General features: G+C 37.4%; 17 protein-coding genes. 8 read left to right on the forward strand and 9 right to left on the reverse strand.

The genetic code is table 11. The features are described from left to right. Window positions 1-48 precede the first annotated feature (48 nt). A complete protein-coding gene (locus tag HMPREF9699_RS10745; protein ID WP_002662031.1) occupies window positions 49-1,284 on the forward strand; it encodes a hypothetical protein in 1,236 nt (411 codons plus the stop codon). An 89-nt stretch (window positions 1,285-1,373) separates the two neighbouring features. On the opposite strand, the gene HMPREF9699_RS02180 is transcribed toward HMPREF9699_RS10745, so the two are convergent. From HMPREF9699_RS02180 to rho, 3 genes are all read right to left on the reverse strand, one after another. Continuing rightward, a complete protein-coding gene (locus tag HMPREF9699_RS02180; RefSeq protein ID WP_002662033.1) occupies window positions 1,374-3,572 on the reverse strand; it encodes a glutamine synthetase III family protein in 2,199 nt (732 codons plus the stop codon). Window positions 3,573-3,912: 340 nt separating this feature from the next. After that, entirely contained in the window at window positions 3,913-4,509 is a 597-nt protein-coding gene (locus HMPREF9699_RS02185) for a superoxide dismutase (protein ID WP_002662035.1), read from the reverse strand. A 101-nt stretch (window positions 4,510-4,610) separates the two neighbouring features. Next, on the reverse strand, window positions 4,611-6,392 hold the full coding sequence (rho, locus tag HMPREF9699_RS02190) for a transcription termination factor Rho (protein ID WP_002662036.1): 1,782 nt from the start codon (window positions 6,390-6,392) through the stop codon (window positions 4,611-4,613). 53 nt (window positions 6,393-6,445) lie between these two features. Here rho and HMPREF9699_RS02195 point away from each other — a divergent pair, with 53 nt between their 5' ends. Both HMPREF9699_RS02195 and HMPREF9699_RS02200 read left to right on the forward strand, forming a co-directional pair. Next, entirely contained in the window at window positions 6,446-6,916 is a 471-nt protein-coding gene (locus HMPREF9699_RS02195; RefSeq protein ID WP_002662037.1) for a DUF4293 family protein, read from the forward strand. Between the two features lie 96 nt (window positions 6,917-7,012). Next, window positions 7,013-8,854 carry an ABC transporter ATP-binding protein gene (locus HMPREF9699_RS02200; RefSeq protein ID WP_002662038.1) on the forward strand — a complete coding sequence of 614 codons (1,842 nt, stop codon included), beginning with the start codon at window positions 7,013-7,015 and terminating at the stop codon, window positions 8,852-8,854. Window positions 8,855-8,931: 77 nt separating this feature from the next. Here the strand turns inward: HMPREF9699_RS02200 and meaB are convergent, their stop codons facing one another. The 6 genes from meaB to HMPREF9699_RS02230 form a co-directional block, all read right to left on the reverse strand. Continuing rightward, entirely contained in the window at window positions 8,932-9,909 is a 978-nt protein-coding gene (gene meaB, locus HMPREF9699_RS02205) for a methylmalonyl Co-A mutase-associated GTPase MeaB (protein WP_002662040.1), read from the reverse strand. A gap of 5 nt (window positions 9,910-9,914) precedes the next feature. Then, a complete protein-coding gene (locus HMPREF9699_RS02210) occupies window positions 9,915-11,294 on the reverse strand; it encodes a tryptophanase (protein ID WP_002662042.1) in 1,380 nt (459 codons plus the stop codon). Between the two features lie 18 nt (window positions 11,295-11,312). After that, complete coding sequence (gene miaE / locus HMPREF9699_RS02215) at window positions 11,313-11,891, reverse strand: tRNA-(ms[2]io[6]A)-hydroxylase (protein WP_002662044.1); 579 nt, start codon at window positions 11,889-11,891, stop codon at window positions 11,313-11,315. A 111-nt stretch (window positions 11,892-12,002) separates the two neighbouring features. After that, on the reverse strand, window positions 12,003-13,088 hold the full coding sequence (locus HMPREF9699_RS02220) for an acyltransferase family protein (RefSeq protein WP_002662046.1): 1,086 nt from the start codon (window positions 13,086-13,088) through the stop codon (window positions 12,003-12,005). A 274-nt stretch (window positions 13,089-13,362) separates the two neighbouring features. Further along, on the reverse strand, window positions 13,363-13,635 hold the full coding sequence (locus tag HMPREF9699_RS02225) for a hypothetical protein (RefSeq protein ID WP_002662048.1): 273 nt from the start codon (window positions 13,633-13,635) through the stop codon (window positions 13,363-13,365). A 129-nt stretch (window positions 13,636-13,764) separates the two neighbouring features. Then, window positions 13,765-15,372, reverse strand: a complete 1,608-nt coding sequence (locus HMPREF9699_RS02230) for a fumarate hydratase (protein WP_002662049.1) — start codon at window positions 15,370-15,372, stop codon at window positions 13,765-13,767. Between the two features lie 361 nt (window positions 15,373-15,733). On the opposite strand from HMPREF9699_RS02230, the gene HMPREF9699_RS02235 reads away from it, so the two are divergent. The 5 genes from HMPREF9699_RS02235 (at window position 15,734) to HMPREF9699_RS02255 (ending at window position 22,841) form a co-directional block, all read left to right on the forward strand. After that, window positions 15,734-16,765 carry a GDP-mannose 4,6-dehydratase gene (locus tag HMPREF9699_RS02235; RefSeq protein ID WP_002662050.1) on the forward strand — a complete coding sequence of 344 codons (1,032 nt, stop codon included), beginning with the start codon at window positions 15,734-15,736 and terminating at the stop codon, window positions 16,763-16,765. A gap of 89 nt (window positions 16,766-16,854) precedes the next feature. Then, a complete protein-coding gene (locus tag HMPREF9699_RS02240) occupies window positions 16,855-17,076 on the forward strand; it encodes a DUF2795 domain-containing protein (protein ID WP_002662059.1) in 222 nt (73 codons plus the stop codon). A gap of 106 nt (window positions 17,077-17,182) precedes the next feature. Next, window positions 17,183-20,251, forward strand: coding sequence for a preprotein translocase subunit SecA (gene secA, locus HMPREF9699_RS02245; protein ID WP_002662061.1), 3,069 nt, complete (start codon window positions 17,183-17,185; stop codon window positions 20,249-20,251). A 146-nt stretch (window positions 20,252-20,397) separates the two neighbouring features. Further along, window positions 20,398-21,726, forward strand: a complete 1,329-nt coding sequence (locus HMPREF9699_RS02250; protein ID WP_002662063.1) for an autotransporter outer membrane beta-barrel domain-containing protein — start codon at window positions 20,398-20,400, stop codon at window positions 21,724-21,726. Window positions 21,727-21,755: 29 nt separating this feature from the next. Then, window positions 21,756-22,841, forward strand: coding sequence for an imelysin family protein (locus tag HMPREF9699_RS02255; RefSeq protein ID WP_002662065.1), 1,086 nt, complete (start codon window positions 21,756-21,758; stop codon window positions 22,839-22,841). Window positions 22,842-22,887: the final 46 nt, after the last annotated feature.

Genomic DNA, 22,887 nt, shown 5'->3' on the forward strand with positions numbered 1-22,887 from the left:
TAATCATTTAATAAAAAAAAATAAATCAACATTTTAAATTTAAAAACGATGAACAAAACAACAATCAAGATCAGTGTGTTAGCGTTCTTAGGTTTTATGACTTATGGTTACGCACAGCAACAGCAGCAAGACCCTTACAAGGGTAAAGTAGGGGTAAACACCATAGCACCGAGTGCTACGATGGATGTACAGCCGAATAGTGATAACGCCCGAGCAGAAGCAAAAACCAACGAAGGGATTATTGCCCCAAAGCTAAGCAAGACGAGAATTGCTAATATTGCTACCCCAGTAGAAGGTACTTTGGTGTATGCTACGGATGAAACTACTTCTCCTATTTCTGCTTATACAGGAGGAGATACGAAAGTAGCGAAGATTACGGAAAAAGGGTACTATTATTACAACGGTACCGAGTGGGTGAAAGCGGGGAATAATTCACCGGCTGTAGATGGTTCTAAGTGGACCAATGATACAGCAAATAATGTGGTAAAATTAGCCAATTTATCTAATGGAACTACATCAAGAACGGATGATAAAAATGTTTTTATTAATAATGAAGGAAATATTGGAATAGGACAAGCTCAGCCTGTATATGCATTAGACATCGAAAGATCTGGAACATTAGGTGGTAATACTGATTATGCATACGGTTCAATGCGACTTTTAAGGTATAGAGATAATGGAAGCATGGGGGTGGATTTTTATAGAGCAAGGGGAACAAAAGAAAATCCACTTGAAGTTCAAGATAGAGATGGATTGGGAACATTAGCATTCTACGGGTATGATGGTACGCAGTTTAGGACAGCTGGAAGTATGAGTTTTAATGTTGCTGGAACTCCTACAGGAGGGCTCGTTCCTGTTAAATTTAATATCTCTTTTAGAAATCAAGCAAGCGGAGGGAATATGTCAAATGGATATAACTCTGTGTTTTCGATACTTCCCAATGGACATACCGGGATAGGAGTCTTTAACCCGACCGAAAGACTAGATGTAGCAGGGAAAATAAAATCCTCTGCTTTATCAGGCACAGGAGACCGTGTAGTAGTAGCGGATCAAAATGGGGTGCTGAAAACCAGTCAATTTGTAATGAAAGCTACAGATACATCTAGTTCTTGTAGCCAAGAAAATGCAGGAGCTATTCACTATAAAGAAATAGATAAAGGAGGAAAAATGGTAGGTGTGTTTGGTTTCTGTACGCGTGATACACAAGGAAATTACAAGTGGGCATACAACATGGGAGGAGCGAATATGTTAGATGGTACGGGTGCTTTTGGTAGTGGATTATAGTTTAAAGTTTTTATAAAACCCCTTTAAAATGAAAAATCCCTTATACTTATCATAAGTATAAGGGATTTTCTTATGGAAAATACGATTTTTTATTTGGTATATAAAAGTTCTCTGTATTTGGTCATTGGCCAAAGCTCATCATCTACCAGCATTTCTAAAGCATCACTTGCTTCACGGATTTTTTCAAATCTCGGTTTTACATCGTTACAATATTTTTCAGCTTGTTCTTGTCCGTGTAGAGTTTTCGCTTCTCTTTTGGCTATCAAAAGTTCATCTACTCCTACTTTGATTTGAGCTACATTTTCAGAGATACTTCGTATTAAGTCCATCTGTTCTTTCGCTAAAGCTAAAAATTCTTCTTGCCCAAAGATTTCTTTCAGCCCTTTTACATTATCTATCAGTCTGTTTTGATAGTTCAGTGCCGCTGGAATAATATGATTTCTAGCAATGTCAGAAAGCACCTTGGCTTCTATATCTATATTTGTAGAATATTTTTCTAGCTTGATTTCATTTCTCGCCTCAAACTCTCTTTCATTATAGATACCTAGCTCCTGGAACAGCTGAATAAATTTCTCTTGGACAGCACCTTGGAGGGCTTCAGGTGTGGTTTTGAAATTGCTTAGACCTCTTTTCTCCGCTTCGGCTTCCCATTCTTTAGAATAACCATCTCCCTCAAAGAGTATCGGTTTGATTTCTTTAATGTATTCTCTTAGAATGTTGAAAATCGCTTCGTCTTTTTTAAGATTTTTAGCAGCAATGATGGCTTCTACTTCGTCCTTGAAATTCTTTAATTGTTTTGCCACCATGGCATTGAGTACGGTCATTGGCTCGGCACAATTGGCAGAAGAACCTACAGCACGGAACTCAAATTTATTTCCCGTAAATGCAAATGGAGAGGTCCTGTTTCTATCTGTATTATCCAGTAATATTTCAGGAATTTTCCCTACCACATTCAGCTTAAGGTCTGTTTTTTCTTCAGGCGAAAGTTTACCATCGGTTACTTTTTCTAGTTCTTCCAAAACGCTAGAAAGTTGGCTCCCGATGAAAGCGGAAACAATGGCAGGTGGAGCTTCATTGGCTCCTAATCGGTGGTCATTACTTGCAGATGCAATGCTGGCTCTTAATAAATCTCCATAGACATGAAGTGCTTTTAGGGTATTGATAAAGAAAGTGAGAAACTGTAGATTTTTCTTAGGATTTTTCCCAGGGCTTAGCAGATTCTCTCCAGTATCTGTTGCCAAAGACCAGTTATTATGTTTACCACTTCCATTTACTCCTTTAAAAGGTTTTTCGTGGAAGAGAATATGAAAATGATGTTTGTGAGCAATTCTCGCCATGATGTCCATGAGCAGGGAATTATGATCTACGGCTACATTGGTTTCCTCATACATCGGTGCAAGCTCAAACTGGTTAGGGGCTACCTCATTATGTCTTGTGGTAACGGGAATACCCAGCTTCATACACTCTATTTCTAGTTCCTTCATGAAATTAAGCACTCGGGTAGGAATAGCTCCGAAATAGTGGTCATCCAGTTGCTGTCCTTTTGCAGGAGAGTGTCCTAACAGTGTACGCCCTGTAAAGATGAGGTCAGGACGCGTTTTGTACAAAGCACTATCTACTAAGAAATACTCTTGCTCCCATCCCAGAGATGGCGTTACTTTGGTTACATTCTTATCAAAATATCTTTGGCAAATATCCGTTGCAGCTTTGTCAATGGCATGGATGGCTCTCAGTAAAGGTGTTTTATAGTCCAAAGATTCTCCAGTATAGGAAATGAAAATAGATGGAATACAAAGCGTAGTACCGATGATAAAAGCAGGAGACGAAGGATCCCATGCAGAATAGCCCCTTGCCTCAAAGGTGTTTCTGATGCCGCCATTCGGAAAAGAAGAAGCATCAGGCTCTTGCTGAATGAGCATACTGCCATTAAATCTTTCTATTGCTCTATCGCTTTCAAAGGGAGTAAAGAATGAATCGTGTTTTTCTGCGGTGGAGCCTGTCAAAGGCTGAAACCAGTGGGTGTAGTGCGTAGCACCTTTGGATAAAGCCCAGTCTTTCATGGCTACAGCAATCTGGTCGGCAATGTGTCTTTCTATATTGGTTCCCTTCTTTATGGTATCTGTGATAGAGGAAAAGGCTTCTTTGGTAAGATAAGAACGCATGGTTTCTTCTGAGAAGACATTTTCACAAAAGAGTTCTGATAATTTTTTAGGAATTTCCACGGCATTATCTTTCCTATAATTTCTAAAAGGCAGTTCTGCCAATGCTTTTAGTCTTAATGTGGACATGAGTATTGATTTTTATAGGGCAAAATTAGTAAAAATATCAATATATTGAGATGTACCCCTGGAAAAAGTAGGGTATTAAATGTATATGGAGGTTTTAAAGAGAAAAATTGTTTTTGTACAATGATTTTAGAAGTGGGAGATGAGGTGTTAGAGGTTAGAGATTGTACAATGTACTAAGTATAATGTACGATGACTTTAGAAATGAGAGATGAGGAACTATTCGCTATACGCCAGAAGCTAAATGCCAATCACTAAAAACTTATCGTTTATAATAAAAAGTATAGTGTATATAAAAAAGCACCTCCTATTTTAGGAGGTGCCATGGTTTATCCGTGAAGTATTATTTATTATAATTTTCTTCTACTTTATCCCAATTGATTATATCAAAGAAAACAGAAACATACTCAGGTCTTCTGTTCTGATAGTTAAGGTAGTAGGCGTGTTCCCATACATCTAATCCTAAAATAGGAGTTCCTTCGCATCCTACTCCTTCCATTAATGGATTATCTTGGTTAGGCGTAGAGCAAACTTCTAAGCTACCATCTTCTTTTTTGCAGAGCCATGCCCATCCAGAACCGAATCTCGTCTTTGCTGCTTCTGAAAAATCTGTTTTGAACTTTTCAAAACCTCCATAAGCGTCTATTGCTTTTGCTACATTGCCCACAGGAGTTTTGCTTCCACCTGGTGTAAGGATGTCCCAAAATAATGAGTGGTTATAGTGCCCACCTCCGTTATTTCTAACGGCTGGTTTTTCAAATCCTTTTACACAGATTTCTTCGATGGAAAGGTTTTCTAAGTCCGTTCCTTTAATTGCATTATTTAAGTTGTCCACATACGCTTGGTGGTGTTTAGAGTGGTGGATTTCCATTGTTTTAGCATCAATGGTAGGTTCTAAAGCATCGTAAGCGTACGGTAATTTTGGTAATTCAAATGACATATTGTTATTTTTAAATGTTGAAAATATTTACAGACCAAAAATAAGTCTTTTTCAGAAATGTGATTTATATTTTTGCAAGGAAATCTTATATCATTATATGATTATTTATTCATTGACATTAAGAATTCCTCATTGTTCATTGTAGATTTCAGACTTTTTTCTACAAACTCCATGGCTTCGGTGGAGTTCATGTCAGAAAGGTATTTTCTGAAAATCCACATGCGTTGTCTGGTAAGTTCGTCATGGAGAAGGTCATCTCTTCGGGTAGATGATGCCACAAGGTCAATGGCAGGATATACTCTTTTATTGGCAATTTTTCTATCTAATACCAATTCCATATTCCCAGTTCCTTTAAACTCTTCAAAGATAACTTCGTCCATTTTAGAGCCAGTCTCTATCAGTGCCGTAGCAATGATGGTCAGAGAGCCGCCACCTTCTATATTCCTTGCGGAACCAAAGAATCTTTTGGGTTTATGGAGTGCATTGGCGTCTACTCCTCCGGAGAGAATTTTTCCAGATGCAGGCGTTACCGTATTGTAAGCTCTTGCCAATCGGGTAATGGAATCTAAAAGAATAACTACATCATGTCCACATTCTACCATTCTTTGGGCTTTTGCTAGAACCAAATTGGCCACTTTTACATGTTTGTCCGCAGATTCATCAAAGGTAGAAGCGATGACTTCTGCATTCACACTTCTTTCCATATCGGTTACCTCCTCCGGTCTTTCATCAATGAGGAGTACCATCATATAAGCTTCGGGGTGATTTGCTGAGATGGCATTAGCTATTTCTTTCAGTAGCATTGTTTTACCCGTTTTAGGGGGAGCCACTATCATTGCTCTTTGTCCTTTTCCTATCGGGGCAAAGAGATCTACTACTCGGGTGGAAAGGGTGGTAGATTTCTCTGTAAGGTTAAATTTTTCTTCCGGGAAGAGCGGTGTAAGGTGGTCAAAACTTACCCTGTCTTTAATAAAAGAAAGTTCTCTTCCATTAACTTCGATAGGATTGAGTAATGAAAAATATTTTTCCCCTTCTTTTGGAAGTCTTACGATGCCCTTTACCGTATCTCCTGTTTTGAGTCCAAAATTTCGGATTTGAGCGGTAGAAACATACACATCATCTGGAGATGAAATATAGGAAAAATCGGATGAGCGGAGGAAACCATAGTTGTCAGGAAGAATTTCTAATACGCCCTCAATGGTTACTAAACCATCAAAATTAAATTCCTTTTTAGGCTCTACTTCTGGCTGAGGTTCTGCCTTTTTGGTAACAGCAGGGAGTAGATTGGGATTATTCATAGGAGCCGAAGAGGTGTTTTGCTGTTGCCCTTGTTTAGGGGCATTGTTTTCATTTTTAGGCTCTTCGCTATTGTTTTTTTGTCTTTTTTTCTGACGATTGTTTTGTTTAGCATTACCTTGCGGACGAGGTTTTGCCTGTGGATTTTGCTCTTCCACTTTTACTTCCTCTTTTGTTTCAGTGGCAGTAGTTTCCGCATTTGGGGTTTCTATTTTTTCAGAGGTGTTTTTATTTTTTCTCTTTCTGCTTTTAGCATTTTCAGAAGGTAGAGTGTTTTTTTCACTGGTTTCAGCCTCTGTAGAAGCGGTTTGTTCTACATTTTGAGTCTTAGCATTCTTCCTGCGAGTATTTCTTGCAGGCTTTTCTGTGGGGTGCTCTTGCGTGCTGGCTACCGCTTCTTCTGTGGGTTTCGGTGATTTTTCTTGAATATAATTCAGTACCGTATCTTTATTAGTAGCTTGAAAATCTAATATTTCAAAGACAATATCATTAGATTTCGCTGTTCTTTGCATTTTGATTCCCAAGTCTTTAGCTATTTTTCTAAGCTCGGTCATCGGCTTTGCTTTTAGTACATCTAGCGTAAACATTTAGTGTATGTGTATATTTTTAAATAATTTTCAAATAAAAGTGAGAAATTAAAATGGGAAAAAAGAAGAAAATATTCCCTAAGTGTGGTGCAAATCTACATTATTTTTTGATAATTGCAAAAATTATTGGTATTTTTGCATTCGATATGTTACAAAGAGTACAAAGTATTTGGATGTTCATTGCCTCATTATTTTCCTCTACGCTTTTTTTTGTGGGGGATGATGTGGACTATTCGGGGATTTTTTTTCTCTTCGGACTGGTAACAGGAGGCGTGTTTTTTAATATTTTCAATTTTAAGAAAAGAAAAAATCAGATTTTTATTAATCGGGTTTTGATTTTGATAAACGCTTTGTTGATCGGTTTATTGGTGTACTGGCTACTCAATTTATCTGGAGGAATTGATATTCCTGAGAAAGGTATTGAGCCAATATTCCCCATCTTAGCTATTGTGTGTTTAATCATTGCCAATACACACATCCGCCGAGATGAGCGGCTCGTAAAATCAGTAGATAGGCTTCGATAAACGCTTAACGATTTTTTTTGAGTGTAAACAGTCTCTGAAAAAGGGGCTGTTTTTCTTTTTTATTCTTATTTTTGTTTTTTATTTATTTTATTCAGCATGAGTTATTACAGGCGAGCGATTTCCTACATTTTACCTTATAAAGGTTCGTTAGCAACGGGGATTTTTTTTAATATTCTGTACGCGGTTTTTAACATTACAGCCATCGCATTTTTTATTCCTGTGCTCAATATTCTTTTTGACCAAAAAACACCTAGAGTAGAAAGTAAGCCCGTTTTTTCGGGAAATGTTTCAGAACTGATTACTTACTTGAAAGATAGTTTTAATTTTTATATCCAGACGGTAGAAGAAACCAAGGGTGCAGAATATGTACTGCTGATTACTTGCGTTTTCTTCATTGGTATGTTCTTGTTTAGGAATGTATTTAGTTATTTATCAGAATTTTATCTTACCTATTCTAGAACGGGAGTGAGCAGAGATTTTAGAGTTCAGCTGCACAATAAAATTCTAGACCTTCCTGTTTCATTTTTTTCAGATACTAGGAAAGGAGATATTTTTGCTAGAATTACCTCTGATGTGGGAGAAATAGAGCATAATATTCTCAATTCACTGATAGATTTGATTCGTTCACCCATCGTCATTATTCTCACGATGAGCTATTTACTGTATTTGAATTTTGAACTCACTATTTTTACCCTCATCGTTTTTCCTATTATGGGAACCATTATTTCTGTGATTGGTAAGAGCTTAAAGAAAAATACTGGAGAAGCACAAAATGAGTTGGGAAGAATGTACTCTTTTGTAGATGAAACACTTGTAGGGCTCAAAATCATTAAAATCTTTGGTGCATCGGAGCAGATTAAAGCCAGATTTGATGCGTCACTTAACCGCTTGAGAAATTTGTCCCTAAAACTTTTTAAAAGACAAGCTATGGCATCTCCTACCAGTGAACTTTTGGGGGCACTCACCATCGGAATGATTGTGTATTTCGGAGGGCGACTCTCATTACAGGGAAAAGGGCTTTCTGGTGCAGAGTTTTTAGCATACATCTCATTGTTTTATACTATACTAGACCCGCTAAAAAAACTTTCTGGTTCCATTTCTAATTTCCAAAAAGGAGAAGTTTCTGCGAAGAGAATTTTTGATGTCCTAGATGCAGATTACCAAATCCGTGAGATAGAAAATGCCATAGAAGTGGAGGAGCTTAAGGAGAAAATAGAGTTTAAAAACATTACATTTGGTTATGAAGACCAAGTGATTCTCAAAGATTTTTCACTCACCATTCCAAAAGGGAAGATGGTGGCCCTTGTAGGGCAAAGTGGAAGTGGAAAGAGTACGATAGCCAATCTTATTACTCGGTTTTATGATGTTCAGGAAGGAGAGATTCTTATTGACGGCGTGAATATTAAAAACATCAAACTCTCATCTTACAGAAAACTCTTCGGATTGGTTACACAGGATAATATTTTGTTTAATGACAGCATTGCTAATAATATTTCTCTAGGACAGCCAGAAGCGTCATTGATCCAAATAGAAAATGCGGCCAAGGTAGCTAATGCACATCATTTCGTATCCGAGTTACCTCATGCGTACAATACCAGCATAGGAGAAGCAGGAGGTAAGCTTTCGGGAGGACAAAAACAGAGAATTTCCATCGCTAGAGCGGTGCTGAAAAATCCTCCTATTATGATTTTGGACGAAGCGACATCTGCTTTGGATACTGAGTCTGAAAAATTGGTACAAGAGGCATTGGAGAATATGATGGAGAACCGTACTTCTTTGGTCATTGCTCATAGACTTTCTACCATTAAAAAAGCTGATCATATCGTGGTGATGGAAAAAGGTAAAATCATAGAACAAGGCAACCACCAAACGCTCTATGAGCAGGCTGGCGTCTATAAAAAGTTAGTGGATTTGCAGAACATTAACGGATTGTCATAAGGATGCTATGAGAAGTTTCGTTTTCTTCCACTTTCAAGTACCTTTATCTTTAAGAAAAGAAATTACAAAGTCAATCGCTAGCGAAATAATTCATCTACTAGTTTTTTGGCTTCGGAGCTAGGATTTCCTTTTCCATCTATGGCGTTTTGGAGGTGTTCAGCAAAGAGGGCACTGCCTTTTGTGCTTTCTTTGGCAAGCATGATGAGGTATTGCTGTACCCAAAACTCAAATCGTTTTTTGGACTGTTCTTGTCGAGTGGCTTCAAAAAGACCCGTATCTTTTTTCAATTGGATAAATTGTTCTACCGCTTCATATACCTTATCTATACCTTGGTTTTCTAAAGCAGAACCAAGAAGCACGGGTACCTTATAATTGGGAATAGGATGAGGCATAAACTGCATAGCTCTGTGTAGTTCTTGTTTGGTTTGTTTTGCCTTTTGGAGATTATCTTCATGTACTTTGTTGATGAAAATAATATCTACCATTTCCATAATTCCTCTTTTGATCCCTTGGAGTTCGTCTCCTGCTCCTGTAATTTTCAAGAAGAGAAAAACATCTGATATTTCGGAGACCAATATTTCACTTTGCCCTACCCCTACGGTTTCTATCAGAATAGTATCATAGCCAGCAGCTTCACAGAGGAGCATAGATTCATAAGTAGTATTGGCTACGCCACCTAAAAATCCAGAACTTGGGCTGGGGCGTATAAAGGCGTTTTCTGCGGTAGCAAGGGCTTCCATTCGGGTTTTATCGCCTAATATAGAGCCATTATTTTTAGAGGAACTTGGGTCAATGGCGAGTACGGCTACCTGATGGTTTTTTTGGATGGCATCAAGTCCAAAACTTTCTATAAATGTAGATTTTCCAGCACCTGGAACACCTGTAATGCCTATTCTTATAGAGTTTCCTGTATAGGGAAGAATTTTTTTTAGTAATTCATCGGCTTGTTGCCTATGTTCATTTTTTTTGCTTTCTATCAGCGTAATGGCCTTGGCGAGTAACCTTTTGTTACCCGCCCGTATACCATTAAAAAGTTCATCTGTAGAAAATCGCATGGAAGTTATTCTGCTTTTTTCAGTTGGACAGTGAAGTGTCTCAAAATAGGAGACTCCCAAACGATGTCGTATCCAGAATTAATTTCATTTCTTTTTTCATAGACATTCTTTATTGCTGCGGCAATATAGTCCATGTGGTTATTGGTATAGGTTCTTCTTGGAATGGCTAATCGGACCATTTCTAATTTAGGATACCTATTTTTTCTGGTTTGTGGATCTCTATCGGCTAAAAGCGTTCCAATTTCTACGGTTCGGATGCCTGCTTCTTTGTAGATTTCTAATGCCAAAGTCTGTGCTGGATATTGTTCTCTCGGTACATTCGGGAGAAATTTGAGTGCATCAATGAATACCGCATGTCCACCAATAGGAGCCTGAACAGGGATTCCGTACTCTTTTAGTTTCTCACCCAGATATTTTACTTGAGAGATTCTGCTGTGGAGAAAATCATATTCTGTAGATTCTTGGAGCCCTACGGCTAATGCAGCCATATCTCTCCCTGAAAGTCCACCATAGGTAATGTAGCCTTCATAAATAATGGTGAAATTAGATGCCTCGCGGTACAGTTCTTCATTATTTAAAGCGATAAATCCACCAATGTTTACCAGTCCATCTTTTTTTGCAGACATGGTCATTCCATCTCCATGGGAGAATATTTCTTTACATATTTGTTTGATGGTCCAGTCTTTATAGGCTTCTTCTCTGGTTTTAATGAAATATGCGTTTTCTGCAAATCTCGCAGAATCAAAAAGCACGGGAATACCATATCGGTTAGAGAGGGCTCTTACTGCTTTGATGTTTTCCAAAGAAACAGGCTGCCCTCCAGCGGTATTATTGGTAATGGTTACGAGGCAGAATGGGATTTTTTCATTGCCATATTCTTTATATACTGCTTCTAATTTTTCTAAGTCAATATTTCCTTTGAAAGGATAAGGGTTTTCTGTATCAAAAGCCGCATCAATGGTACAATCTATGGCATGTGCTTTTCTGAACTCAATATGTCCTTTGGTGGTATCAAAATGTGAGTTTCCAGGGATGACCATTCCTTCTTTCACTAGTACAGAGAAGAGTACATTCTCTGCGGCTCTTCCTTGGTGGGTAGGCAGTAGATAAGGATATCCCGTGATGCTTTCTACGCTCTCTTGAAGTTCTTGGAAAGAACGTGCTCCGGCATAGCTTTCATCTCCCGTCATCAGGGCAGACCATTGTTTGTCACTCATGGAGCCAGTTCCTGAATCGGTCAAAAGATCAATGAAAACCTGGTTGGATTTTAGGCTAAAAAGATTATATTTAGCATCCTCTAGCCATTCTTCTCTTTGTTCACGCGTAGAAGGATAAATTTCTTCTACCATTTTTATTTTAAAAGGTTCTGCGTAGGGTAGTTTCATAGTTGTATTAAGTTTTAGTTATCCGTGAATGGTTTCTTTTTTTCCGTAAGATTGAATGACTTTCGCTTCGTATTCTAGCCATTCCTCCCATCTTTTGTTTACTTTTTCAGGGTCTCCGAGTTGCCTAGCGAAGGTAATGAATGTGGTGTAATGATTGGCTTCAGAAATCATCAGTTCCTTGTAAAATACTTTCAGTTCCTCATCTTTAATATTTTCTGTGAGTACCTTAAATCTTTCGCAGCTTCTCGCCTCTATCATTGCAGCAAAAAGCATTCTATCGATAATATAATCTTTACGGCTGCCTTGTACGATGAATTTATACAAATCTCCTACATAGTCATCTTTTCTTTCTCTCCCCAGTTCGTAGCCTCTTTTTTTGATGATTTCGTGTACTTGCTGGAAATGCTGGAGTTCCTCTTGAGCGATTTCTAAAAGTTCGCTAACAATTTCAGGGTACTCTGGTAACATGGTAATTAGAGTGATAGAATTCGTGGCAGCTTTCTGTTCGCACCAAGCGTGGTCTGTAAGAATTTCTGAAATATTACTCTCGGCAATATTCGCCCATCTAGGGTCAGTAGGGAGTTTTAGCTTAAACATTATAGTTTTTTTTATTCTAAAATTAAATTCGATTCAATGATTAATAAAATTTTGACTTAAAGAAAATCGACTACTAATGTAGCAATATTCTAGTAGATACGAAAATACAGCTTAGCTTTTTGAGGTTTTTTGTCTTAAAAATTCTAATATCTTCCAGCCGATGGCGTCGTATTTTTTTAGAGCTATCGCAATGAGTATTGCAAGTAAAACATTGGTAAGGAAAGCGATGGGTAATAATACGCTCCAGTGCATATTTTCTTTGAGTGCATCTACTAAAAAGTAAATCATCGTAGAGCTAATGCCTTGGGAGAAATAAAAGAAAATGGCATTATTCCCAATGAATGTAAAAATAGATTGGTTTTTGATTTTCCATCGGTTATATAATGAGAAAAGCAGTATTACCGAAAATGAAATCCAGATGATGTATGGAAGTTTAGGAGGGAATTTATTTTTGTTAAGATGGTAGTTCAGTCCATAATGTTGGATGGCCCAAACAAGTGCAATTGTGGCTATGGTAAAAGCCATGCCAATAGTGATAGGCGAAAGTTTTTTTCCTTTTAATTGATTGCCCAAAAGAAAAACTCCCAGATAAATGCTCACATAGCCTACATGTCCTATAGGATAATAGGCTGGAAAGAAATAGAAGAAAAGAGTAAGCCCAAAACACAGTGCGATAAAGCAATGAACATGTTTAGGGAAAAATCTCAATATTAAAGCTCCCAAAATAGCAAGAATAAAATAGACCTTCAGGTACCAAAAACTTCCCATAATAACGGGAAATGAATCTGCTTTTACATAGTTATGTAGATACCAATTTCCTAAATTTTGCCATTGTGGATAGGTGGAAATACTTTGTGGAACATATTTTTCCCCGAAAATTTTGTAAAACTCTTTTAACTCATCGATGGTGTAAAAATTGAGCCCAATGACTTTGATGAAATAATCCAAAAAAAATATGAGCGTAACAAATAGCATATAGGTGATTTGCAATTTAATGAGTCGGTAGAAAGTTTTGTCTAAATTACCACCAGAAGTAATCCCACTGAGTGCGTAAAAAAGTACTACATCAAATAGGAGTGATAGTGAACGCACCTCCGAAGGTACATACAGCTGCCCGCTAAAAAAAGCAGAATGAATAAAAATAACGGAAATAGTGGCAAATCCTTTCGTAAAGTCAATGTATAAATCTCTCTTCATGGTATGGTTTTAAAAACCAAAAGAAAGAAATTTTTTGGGAATGTCAAAATAAAAAATGACTGAATGTACACTCAATTTTTATAAACTTTTTTGATACAGTATTGTGAGCTAGATGAAGCTATCTCAACTTATTGGCAAAGTGCTTTGGAATCGTCTCAAGAAAAGTCAATACCAGTTACACACAAAAAAAGCTCTGATAAATCAGAGCTGTATATATTGTTTTGCTTGGATATTCCTTCCTTAGAATTCAGGTAAGGAAAGAATGTCACCCGAATTAATGATGACCATGGTGTAGGAATGGTCCATCTCCTTTTGGGTTGCTGTATATCACTTCTAAACCTTGTTCTGGAAGTGTTTTAGAGCGGATTTCCTCTGGATCAAAAGGTTTTGTCTTTCCGAAGTATTCTTTAAGTCCAGAAGTAAGCCACATCGGGATTACTACGCCAAAGAACATGAAAATACACCAAAATCCAATTAAGAATTCTATAAGGAAAAATACGAACCAAAAAAATTGGTATCCTGGCCAAAGGGATGAAAGTATTACCATCTTTTGTTTATTTTGAGCAAAATTAATTATTTTTCTTGAAATGAGAAATTTTTTCTCGAATTATTTTTTTTAATAGTGCTGATTAAATGAGAAATCCATAGGATATTCGTATTTAATCGGTAAATGTTATTAGTGTGCTAAACTGGCAAAGAAATCATTGCCCTTGTCATCGGTGATGATGAAGGCAGGGAAATTTTTCACTTCTATTTTTCTTACTGCTTCCATGCCTAGCTCAGGGAAATCCACCACTTCCACGGAAAGGATGTTCTCTTTTGCCAAAATGGCTGCTGGTCCACCGATAGAGCCTAAATAGAAACCACCGTATTTATGGCAAGCATCGGTAACTTCTTTGCTTCTATTCCCTTTTGCAAGCATAATCATAGAGCCTCCTGCGGCTTGAAATTCATCTACATAAACATCCATTCTTCCTGCAGTGGTAGGTCCGAAACTTCCTGATGGCATGCCTTCTGGTGTTTTGGCAGGTCCTGCATAATATACAGGGTGATTTTTAAAATATTCAGGCATTGGCTTACCTTCATCTAGCATTTGTTTGATTTTCGCATGGGCAATATCTCTTGCTACGATGAGCGTACCATTTAGTGTTAATCTTGTCTTTATAGGGTATTTGGAAAGCTCAGCAAGGACTTCACTCATTGGACGATTAAGGTCAATGGCTATTGGTTCTTCTAAATGAGGTGGAGTAGCTGGAAGGTATTTCTGAGGTTCTGTTTCCAGTTGCTCTAGGAATATGCCTTCTTTGGTAATTTTCGCTTTTATATTTCTATCTGCTGAGCAAGAAACGCCCATACCTACAGGGCAAGAAGCAGCATGACGAGGGAGGCGGATCACTCGCACATCATGTGTAAGATATTTCCCACCGAACTGTGCCCCAATGGCAGACTCTTGACATATTTTTTGGATTTTAGCTTCCCATTCTAAATCGCGGAAGGCTCTTCCTGTTTCATCTCCTGTGGTAGGAAGATTATCATAATATTTTGCCGATGCCTTTTTCACTGCGGCCATGGTAGCTTCTGCAGAAGTTCCTCCGATGACGATGGCCAGGTGATACGGTGGACATGCCGAGGTGCCTAGGTCTAAGATGCTTTTCTCTACCCATTCGGTCAGTGATTTCTCATTGAGGAGGGATTTTGTTTTTTGATAGAGGAAAGTTTTATTCGCAGAGCCTCCTCCCTTGGTAAGGAAAAGAAATTCATAGCTGTCTCCTTGTTTAGAATAAATATCTATTTGTGCTGGAAGGTTGGAGCCTGAATTTTTTTCATCAAACATTGTAAGGGGTACCACTTGGGAGTAGCGTAAGTTTCTCTTGTTAAATGTATTATATACACCTCTGCTAAGGAACTCAGCATCATCTACTCCAGTATATACATTTTCTCCTTTTTTTGCCATTACTATCGCTGTTCCAGTATCTTGGCAAGAAGGTAATGCTCCTGCAACAGCCACGGCAGCATTTTCCAAAAGATTATAGGCTACGAATCGGTCATTATCTGTAGCTTCTGGGTCATCTATGATATTTCTAAGGCTTTGTAAGTGAGCAGAACGAAGCATAAAAGAAACATCTGCCATGGCCGCCTCGGCCAGAAGTTCTAATCCTTTAGGGTCTACACGAAGGATTTCTCTATCGCCTACTTTTTCTACACTTACGAAGTCTTTTGTGAGTAATTTGTATTGAGTTTCATCTTTTTCAATCTGAAACATAGGTGCGTACTGAAAACTCATGCGTTTTTAATTTAAAAAAATAAGGTAGTAAAATTACATAAAACCGATTTCCCCAAAAAATATTGAAGCCTGAGATTTGTAGGATTTTTTTTATTTAAAATGAGTTTAAATAATTCAGGGGTGCATTGTATTTGTTTAAAAGGAGTTATGGTGGATTTTAGTGCTATGCAATGGATTTAATTTAAGCAAAATCAAAAAGTCAAAATAAGTTCATATATTAATTTCGGAGAGTTGAAGTATAATATTTATGATATTTTTTTTCATTTTTTATTACACTTTTGTTTGGTGTGGCTTTTTTCAAGGTTGTTAAATTTTTCTTACTTTTACTTACTTTTTTACAAAGTGCAAATTTTTGACTAAAATGAATTATCTTATTACGGGAGGGAGTGGTTTTATAGGCTCTCATTTAGTAGAATATTTATTAAAAAATGGACATTCTGTCATCAATGTGGACAATTTTGATGACTTTTATGATTACAAAATAAAAATTAATAACACTTTAGAAAGCGTAGGGCTTCCTGTTGATTTTCAATTTTCTGAAAAAGAGGTAGATATAGAAGGTGTAAGCCATAAGCTAAAAGCCATAAGTGATTATCAGTTTCATTATACTGACATTCGCGATTTAGAAGGAATGAGGCAAATTTTTTCACAGCACAAGATAGATATGGTAGTGCATTTGGCGGCATTGGCGGGGGTGAGGCCATCTATAGAAAGACCGCTGGATTATGTGGATGTGAATATTCGTGGCACCATGAATCTTTGGGAGCTTTGTAAAGAATTCGGGATTAAGAAATTTATTTGCGCTTCATCTTCAAGTGTTTATGGAAATAATGAGAAAGTTCCTTTTGCAGAAACAGATACGGTAGATAAACCGATTTCTCCCTACGCTGCTACTAAAAAATGTGGCGAAATTTTAGGACATACTTATCATCATTTGTACCAAATAGACATGGTACAGTTGAGATTTTTCACTGTCTATGGTCCAAGGCAAAGGCCAGATTTAGCGATACATAAATTTACAAAACTGATTGATAATCAAAAAGAAATTCCTTTTTATGGGGATGGAACTACCGCAAGAGATTATACTTTCGTGGAAGATATTATTGATGGAGTGGTAAAATCCATTAAATATTTGGAACAGCATCAGGGCGTATATGAAATATTAAATTTAGGTGAATCAGAAGTGATTACTCTTAAAGAAATGGTGGAAACATTGGAAAAAACTTTGGAGGAAAAAGTAATACTGAACCGCCAACCCATGCAGCCTGGCGATGTGCAGAAAACCAATGCCGATATTACCAAAGCAAAAAATCTTATTGATTACGCACCGAAAACCAACTTCCAAAATGGCATAAAAAAATTTGTGGAATGGTTTTTGGGAAGGAAGAATTAATTTTTTAGATACAGAATCTTAAATATCAATGAGTGAAAACTTTGTAGTATCACTCAAATTTTTAATTTTGCAAAAAATAATATAAAAATATGTATTGGACATTAGAATTAGCATCTTATCTCAGTGATGCCCCTTGGCCAATGACTAAGGCGGAATTGATAGACTATGCTATCCGTACCGGAGCACCTATGGAAGTGGTGGAGAACCTCCAAGCCATAGAAGATGAAGGAGAAATTTACGAATCTATAGAGGAAGTGTGGAGTGATTATCCTACCGATGAAGACTTCCTTTGGAACGAAGACGAATACTAAATGGAGTAGGCTTTATGCAGTGTGCAATAAGCCTATTCGTTTTATTAACAATGTACAATAACAAAGCTCAAGGCACGGTGCTGCCGATGGCAAAAAGTAATATTAAATGAGTTTTTTAAACAAGATTCTGAAGGGTTTTTTAGGAGATAAAAATGCCAATGACCTTAAAGAAGTAAAAAAAGTAGTAAGCAAAGTAAAAGCTACAGAAGAGGCAATAGGGAAACTATCTGATGAGGAGCTTCGTGGAAAAACCGCTCAATTTAAGGAAAAAATTAAAGCGAGTTCTGCAAAGATTACACAGAAAATACAAGAAATACAACAGAAAATTCAGTCTTCTCAAGATGTAGATGAGAAAGAAGCACTTTTCAATAAAATTACCGAACTGAATAAAGAAGCTTATCAGGCAGAGGAAAAAGTACTGAGTGACATCCTTCCTGAGGCTTTCGCTGTGGTAAAAGAAACTGCCAAAAGATGGGCTACCAATGGTGAAATTAGGGTGAAAGCCAATGATTGGGATAAGCAGCTGGCTGCTACCAAAGATTTCGTGGAAATCCAAGGAGAGGATGCCGTGTGGAAAAATGAATGGAATGCCTTCGGAACAGAAATCAAGTGGGACATGGTACACTATGATGTACAGTTCATTGGTGGGGTAGTGCTTCATAGTGGTAAAATTGCAGAAATGCAGACAGGGGAAGGGAAAACCCTCGTAGGTACGCTTCCTATTTACCTTAATGCACTTACGGGAAGAGGAGTGCATGTGGTTACTGTAAATGATTATCTCGCGAAAAGAGACTCTGCATGGATGGGGCCTTTATATCAATTTCATGGTCTCTCCATAGATTGTATTGATAAGCATCAGCCGAATTCTGACGGAAGAAGAAAAGCATACAACGCAGATATTACTTATGGTACCAATAATGAATTTGGTTTTGACTACCTTAGAGATAATATGGTAACCAATCCTGATGAACTGGTACAAAGAGAACTCAATTTTGCCATCGTGGATGAGGTAGACTCTGTTTTGGTAGATGATGCCAGAACGCCACTCATTATCTCAGGGCCAGTCCCAATGGGAGATAGACAAGAGTTTGATGTGCTCAAACCATCAGTGGATAGAATCGTAGCAGTACAGAAACAAACGATTTCTCAGATTTTTAATGAAGCGAAAAAACTCATCGGTCAAGGAAATACCAAAGAGGGAGGCTTTAAGTTACTTCAGGCGTATAGAGGTTTGCCGAAGAATAAAAACCTAATTAAATTCCTTTCAGAAACAGGAAATAAAGCATTGCTTCAGAAAGTAGAAGCACAATACATGGCAGATAATAACCGTGAAATGCCCAAAGTAGATAAAGACCTTTATTTCGTTATTGATGAGAAGAATAACCAAATAGACCTCACCGATAAAGGGGTGGAGTATATGTCTCAAGGCACAGATAAAGATTTTTTTGTGCTCCAAGATATTGCTACCGAAATTGCAGAACTTGAAGCAAAAAACCTTTCTAAAGAGGAGGAGTTTGCGGCTAAAGAAGAGCTTTTTAGAGACTTTGCGGTAAAATCCGAAAGAATCCACACCATGAATCAGCTTTTGAAAGCCTATACGCTTTTTGAAAAAGATGATGAATATGTAGTGATGGACGGTCAGGTGAAAATCGTAGATGAACAGACAGGGCGTATCATGGAAGGTCGCCGTTATTCAGATGGGCTTCACCAAGCTATTGAAGCAAAGGAAAATGTGAAAATAGAAGCCGCTACACAGACTTTTGCTACCATTACACTCCAAAATTATTTCCGTATGTACAATAAACTTGCGGGAATGACGGGTACTGCCGAAACGGAAGCAGGAGAGTTCTGGGAAATCTATAAGCTGGATGTGGTGGTAATTCCTACCAATAGACCTATCCAAAGACATGATAGACATGATTTGGTATTTAAAACCAACAGAGAAAAATACAATGCCGTCATTGAGGAAATAGAAAAGCTGACCGCAGCCGGAAGGCCGGTGCTTGTGGGAACTACTTCGGTAGAGATTTCACAATTGTTATCAAAAGCATTGCAATTGAGAAAAATTCCACATCAAGTACTTAATGCTAAGCTTCATGCTAAGGAAGCGGAGATTGTAGCAGAGGCAGGAAAAGCAGGGCAGGTAACCATCGCCACCAATATGGCGGGTAGAGGTACGGACATTAAACTTTCTAAAGAAGTAAAAGACGCAGGAGGTCTTGCCATTATCGGTACTGAAAGACATGACTCTCGCCGTGTGGACAGACAGCTCAGAGGTAGAGCAGGGCGTCAGGGCGACCCAGGTAGTTCACAGTTTTATGTTTCTTTAGAGGATAATCTGATGAGACTTTTCGGCTCTGAAAGAATAGCGAAAATGATGGATAAATTGGGACACAAGGAAGGAGAAGTAATTCAGCACTCCATGATTACCAAGTCCATTGAAAGAGCACAGAAAAAAGTGGAGCAGAATAACTTTGGTATCCGTAAGAGACTTTTGGAGTACGATGATGTGATGAATAAGCAGAGAGATGTTATCTATAAGCGTAGAAAAAATGCACTCTTTGGGGATCACTTAAAGTACGATATCAATAACATGATTTTTGATGTGGCACATTCGGTGGTAAATCATGGAAAGGCTACGGGGAACTTCAAAGAATTCGAATACGAAGTGATTAAGAATTTCACTATGAATTCTCCTATTTCTGAGGATGAGTTTAAATCTAAGCAAGTTCAAGAATTAACCAATATCCTTTACAAAGCGGCAGAAGAAGACTACAGAAACCGTTTAGAACTGATCAAAGAGAAATCTTTCCCTGTGATTGAGAATGTATATCAGAATCAAGGCAATATGTTTAAGATGATTCAAGTGCCATTCTCTGATGGGCAAAGAACGCTTACCATCGTTACTGATCTTCAAAAGGCATACGAAACAAAGTGTCAAAGTTTAATGGATGATTTCGAGAAGAATATCACCCTTTCTATCATTGATGAAAACTGGAAACTTCACCTCAGAGAGATGGATGATTTAAGACGCTCTTCTCAAGGTGCCGTGTATGAGCAGAAAGACCCATTGGTAATTTACAAGCAAGAATCTTTCTACTTATTCAGTGATATGGTGGATAAAATCAATAAAGAAACCATTTCATTCCTTTACAAAGGCGAGATTCCAGTGTAAAGAAAAACCAAAAAGAAAAAAGAAGCTGTCCCCAAAGGGCAGCTTCTTTTGTTCATTATCGTACAATCAATTGATTTCTGTCATGTATTTTAATTTAGATTAAGTATAAATAATTTTATATATTTGTAACATAAAAATTGGTTGCTATGAAACTTTTTTATGTTTTTCCTTTGATGTTCAGTTCAATGATGGTGGTGGCACAAGGAATTTCAGAGCATGATGTTCCAGTTATTAAGAATGGAGAGAATGTTTCGCCATTAGAAAAATCTACGAGTAAATCGTTATTGAGTCCAGAAAGATTTTCACTTCGTGGATACGGAGCGGTAAATTACTATAACTATGGTCGGTATGATACGGATTATTCCATTAAAAATAAAATGGATGCTGAAAGGTTAAATCTTTATTTAGAATACAAGTTCAATGACCAGTTGTCTTTTAAATCTGAAATAGAATTTGAACATGGTGGTACGGGAGTTACAATGGAGTTAGATCATCAGGAAGAAGCAGGAGAAATAGAAACGGAATTAGAAAAAGGAGGGGAAGTGAAAATTGAACAGATTAATGTCAATTATGCGTTTTCTAAAGCTTTCAATATCCGTGCAGGAAGGCTGAAATTGTATTTTAATGCTGCACAGAATTTAGATTATCCTACTACCTATTTTACCACGCACAGACAGGAAATGGAAAATACTATTCTTCCTCTCGGTTGGTATGAGAACGGAATAGAGTTTCATGGAATAGTGAAGGATAAGTGGAGGTATTATGCTACTGTAACCAATGGTTTAGATTCTTCTGGATTTTCGTCGGGACAATTTATTAAAAATGGTTACCAGCAGAAATTTGAGATGCAAAATGCTGAATCATTGGCGTATATGGCAAGGTTAGATTATCTTTTTGGTAGTCATAAGAATACTTTTGTAGGGGTAGCAGGATATTTTGGAAATACTAATCCTAACCGCCCTAAAAAAGATATGAATGTAGATGGATATTTGAATTTGTTAACAGCCCATATTAATTATGATGAAAAGTATCTTCGTTTTTCGGGAGCTGTGTTATATGGTAATCTTCAGAATTCTGATAAAATAACGGTTGCAAATACCAAATTACCCAATGCTTTAGGAGCGAAAAGAACTCCCGTGGGGAAAAATGTATTGGGCATTTCTGCGGATATAGGTTATGAAATTTTGCACTTGTTTATTCCTTATGCTCAGCATAAACTTTACCCTTTTGTTCGTTATGATTTTTATGACACGATGTACAAAACGGCTGGTTTGGTAATTAAGAAAGACCGTTGGGAGAGAAGTGTTTTTACAGGTGGAATTAATTATTTTATTCATCCACAGATTGTTTTAAAAGCACAATATTCTAATCGGGTTTTAGGTTCGGAACATGTGGATAGATATACCGTAGTGCCTACAGGTAAAAAGCAAAAGGAAAATTTCTTTTCTATCGGGGTGGCATTCACTTTATTGTAAATTGATAATCAAAAAATAGTATAGTCAAAATGAAACATTTAGAATTTGTTAAGAAAGCGACATTAGTTGCTGTTGCGAGTTTTGCTTTGGTAAGTTGTAGAGATACAGATAGTGTAGTGGGGGTAGAGGAACAAGGCGTTGTGCAAAAAGATGTTATTTCAAATATTACGAATAATGTCATCATTAGCACTTATCAGGACTTGAACCAAAAAGCACTTCATCTTAAAAATAAAATTGATGAGATGACGGTGGGGAATGAACAGGCACTATTGGCGGCAAGACAAGCGTGGATAGAGGCTCGTTCACCATGGGAAAAATCAGAAGGTTTTCTCTATGGACCTGTAGATACAGAAGGTTTAGATCCAGCTTTGGACACTTGGCCAGTGGATGTTCAAGGGATGAATAATATCATTAATGGAAATCAGACCATTACGGCAGGTCTAATTGCTGCTAATAATGAAGTGCGAGGTTTTCACCTTATAGAATATCTACTTTGGGGAGAAGATGGTAATAAACAGGCCCATCAATTTACTCCAAGAGAAATAGAATATCTAAAAGCAGCCGCCCAAGATTTACAAAATAATACTCAGAAATTGCATTTGGGATGGATAACCTCTGGTGGAAACTTTGCACAGTATTTCCTTAATCCCAATCCGAATAGCCCCGCTTATAAATCTGAAAAAGATGTTCTTGTAGAAATTACAGATGGAATTTTTACTATTTGTGATGAGGTGGCTAACACCAAAATAGCAGAACCTCTTACAGGAGATAATCAAGCTCCTGCACCAGAAAAGGAAGAGTCCAGATTTTCTCACAATTCCAAAAAAGACTTCTCTGATAATATCAGAAGTGTGAAAAATATTTATTTGGGCGTGTATGGAAATGGAGGGAATGGAAAAGGAATTTCTAATGTAGTAAAGGAAAAAAATGCGGCATTGGACAATGAAATAAGATTACAGATAGATGAAGCCATAATGGCGATTGATGCTATTCCAGGAACATTTAGCAGTGCTATTTTTAATAATAGACCTGAGGTAATGTATGCCCAAGAAAAAGTAGCCAAACTAATGGATACGATTGAGAAAAAACTGAAACCATTCATCAATAATTTATAACAATTTACAATCTTATGAATTCATTGAATGAGCAGCCCTGTATTTT

Source organism: Bergeyella zoohelcum ATCC 43767 (assembly GCF_000301075.1).
Taxonomy (GTDB): domain Bacteria; phylum Bacteroidota; class Bacteroidia; order Flavobacteriales; family Weeksellaceae; genus Bergeyella; species Bergeyella zoohelcum.

Bases quoted from the DNA above. Each gene is read 5' to 3' on its own strand.
- HMPREF9699_RS02195 (WP_002662037.1), top strand. From the start codon at position 6,446: ATGGGAAAAAAGAAGAAAATATTCCCTAAGTGTGGTGCAAATCTACAT.
- HMPREF9699_RS02255 (WP_002662065.1), top strand. From the start codon at position 21,756: ATGAAACATTTAGAATTTGTTAAGAAAGCGACATTAGTTGCTGTTGCG.
- meaB (WP_002662040.1), bottom strand. From the start codon at position 9,909: ATGCGATTTTCTACAGATGAACTTTTTAATGGTATACGGGCGGGTAAC.
- HMPREF9699_RS02235 (WP_002662050.1), top strand. From the start codon at position 15,734: ATGAATTATCTTATTACGGGAGGGAGTGGTTTTATAGGCTCTCATTTA.
- HMPREF9699_RS02240 (WP_002662059.1), top strand. From the start codon at position 16,855: ATGTATTGGACATTAGAATTAGCATCTTATCTCAGTGATGCCCCTTGG.
- rho (WP_002662036.1), bottom strand. From the start codon at position 6,392: ATGTTTACGCTAGATGTACTAAAAGCAAAGCCGATGACCGAGCTTAGA.
- secA (WP_002662061.1), top strand. From the start codon at position 17,183: ATGAGTTTTTTAAACAAGATTCTGAAGGGTTTTTTAGGAGATAAAAAT.
- HMPREF9699_RS02230 (WP_002662049.1), bottom strand. From the start codon at position 15,372: ATGAGTTTTCAGTACGCACCTATGTTTCAGATTGAAAAAGATGAAACT.
- HMPREF9699_RS02250 (WP_002662063.1), top strand. From the start codon at position 20,398: ATGAAACTTTTTTATGTTTTTCCTTTGATGTTCAGTTCAATGATGGTG.
- HMPREF9699_RS10745 (WP_002662031.1), top strand. From the start codon at position 49: ATGAACAAAACAACAATCAAGATCAGTGTGTTAGCGTTCTTAGGTTTT.
- HMPREF9699_RS02210 (WP_002662042.1), bottom strand. From the start codon at position 11,294: ATGAAACTACCCTACGCAGAACCTTTTAAAATAAAAATGGTAGAAGAA.
- HMPREF9699_RS02200 (WP_002662038.1), top strand. From the start codon at position 7,013: ATGAGTTATTACAGGCGAGCGATTTCCTACATTTTACCTTATAAAGGT.
- HMPREF9699_RS02220 (WP_002662046.1), bottom strand. From the start codon at position 13,088: ATGAAGAGAGATTTATACATTGACTTTACGAAAGGATTTGCCACTATT.
- HMPREF9699_RS02185 (WP_002662035.1), bottom strand. From the start codon at position 4,509: ATGTCATTTGAATTACCAAAATTACCGTACGCTTACGATGCTTTAGAA.
- HMPREF9699_RS02180 (WP_002662033.1), bottom strand. From the start codon at position 3,572: ATGTCCACATTAAGACTAAAAGCATTGGCAGAACTGCCTTTTAGAAAT.
- HMPREF9699_RS02225 (WP_002662048.1), bottom strand. From the start codon at position 13,635: ATGGTAATACTTTCATCCCTTTGGCCAGGATACCAATTTTTTTGGTTC.
- miaE (WP_002662044.1), bottom strand. From the start codon at position 11,891: ATGTTTAAGCTAAAACTCCCTACTGACCCTAGATGGGCGAATATTGCC.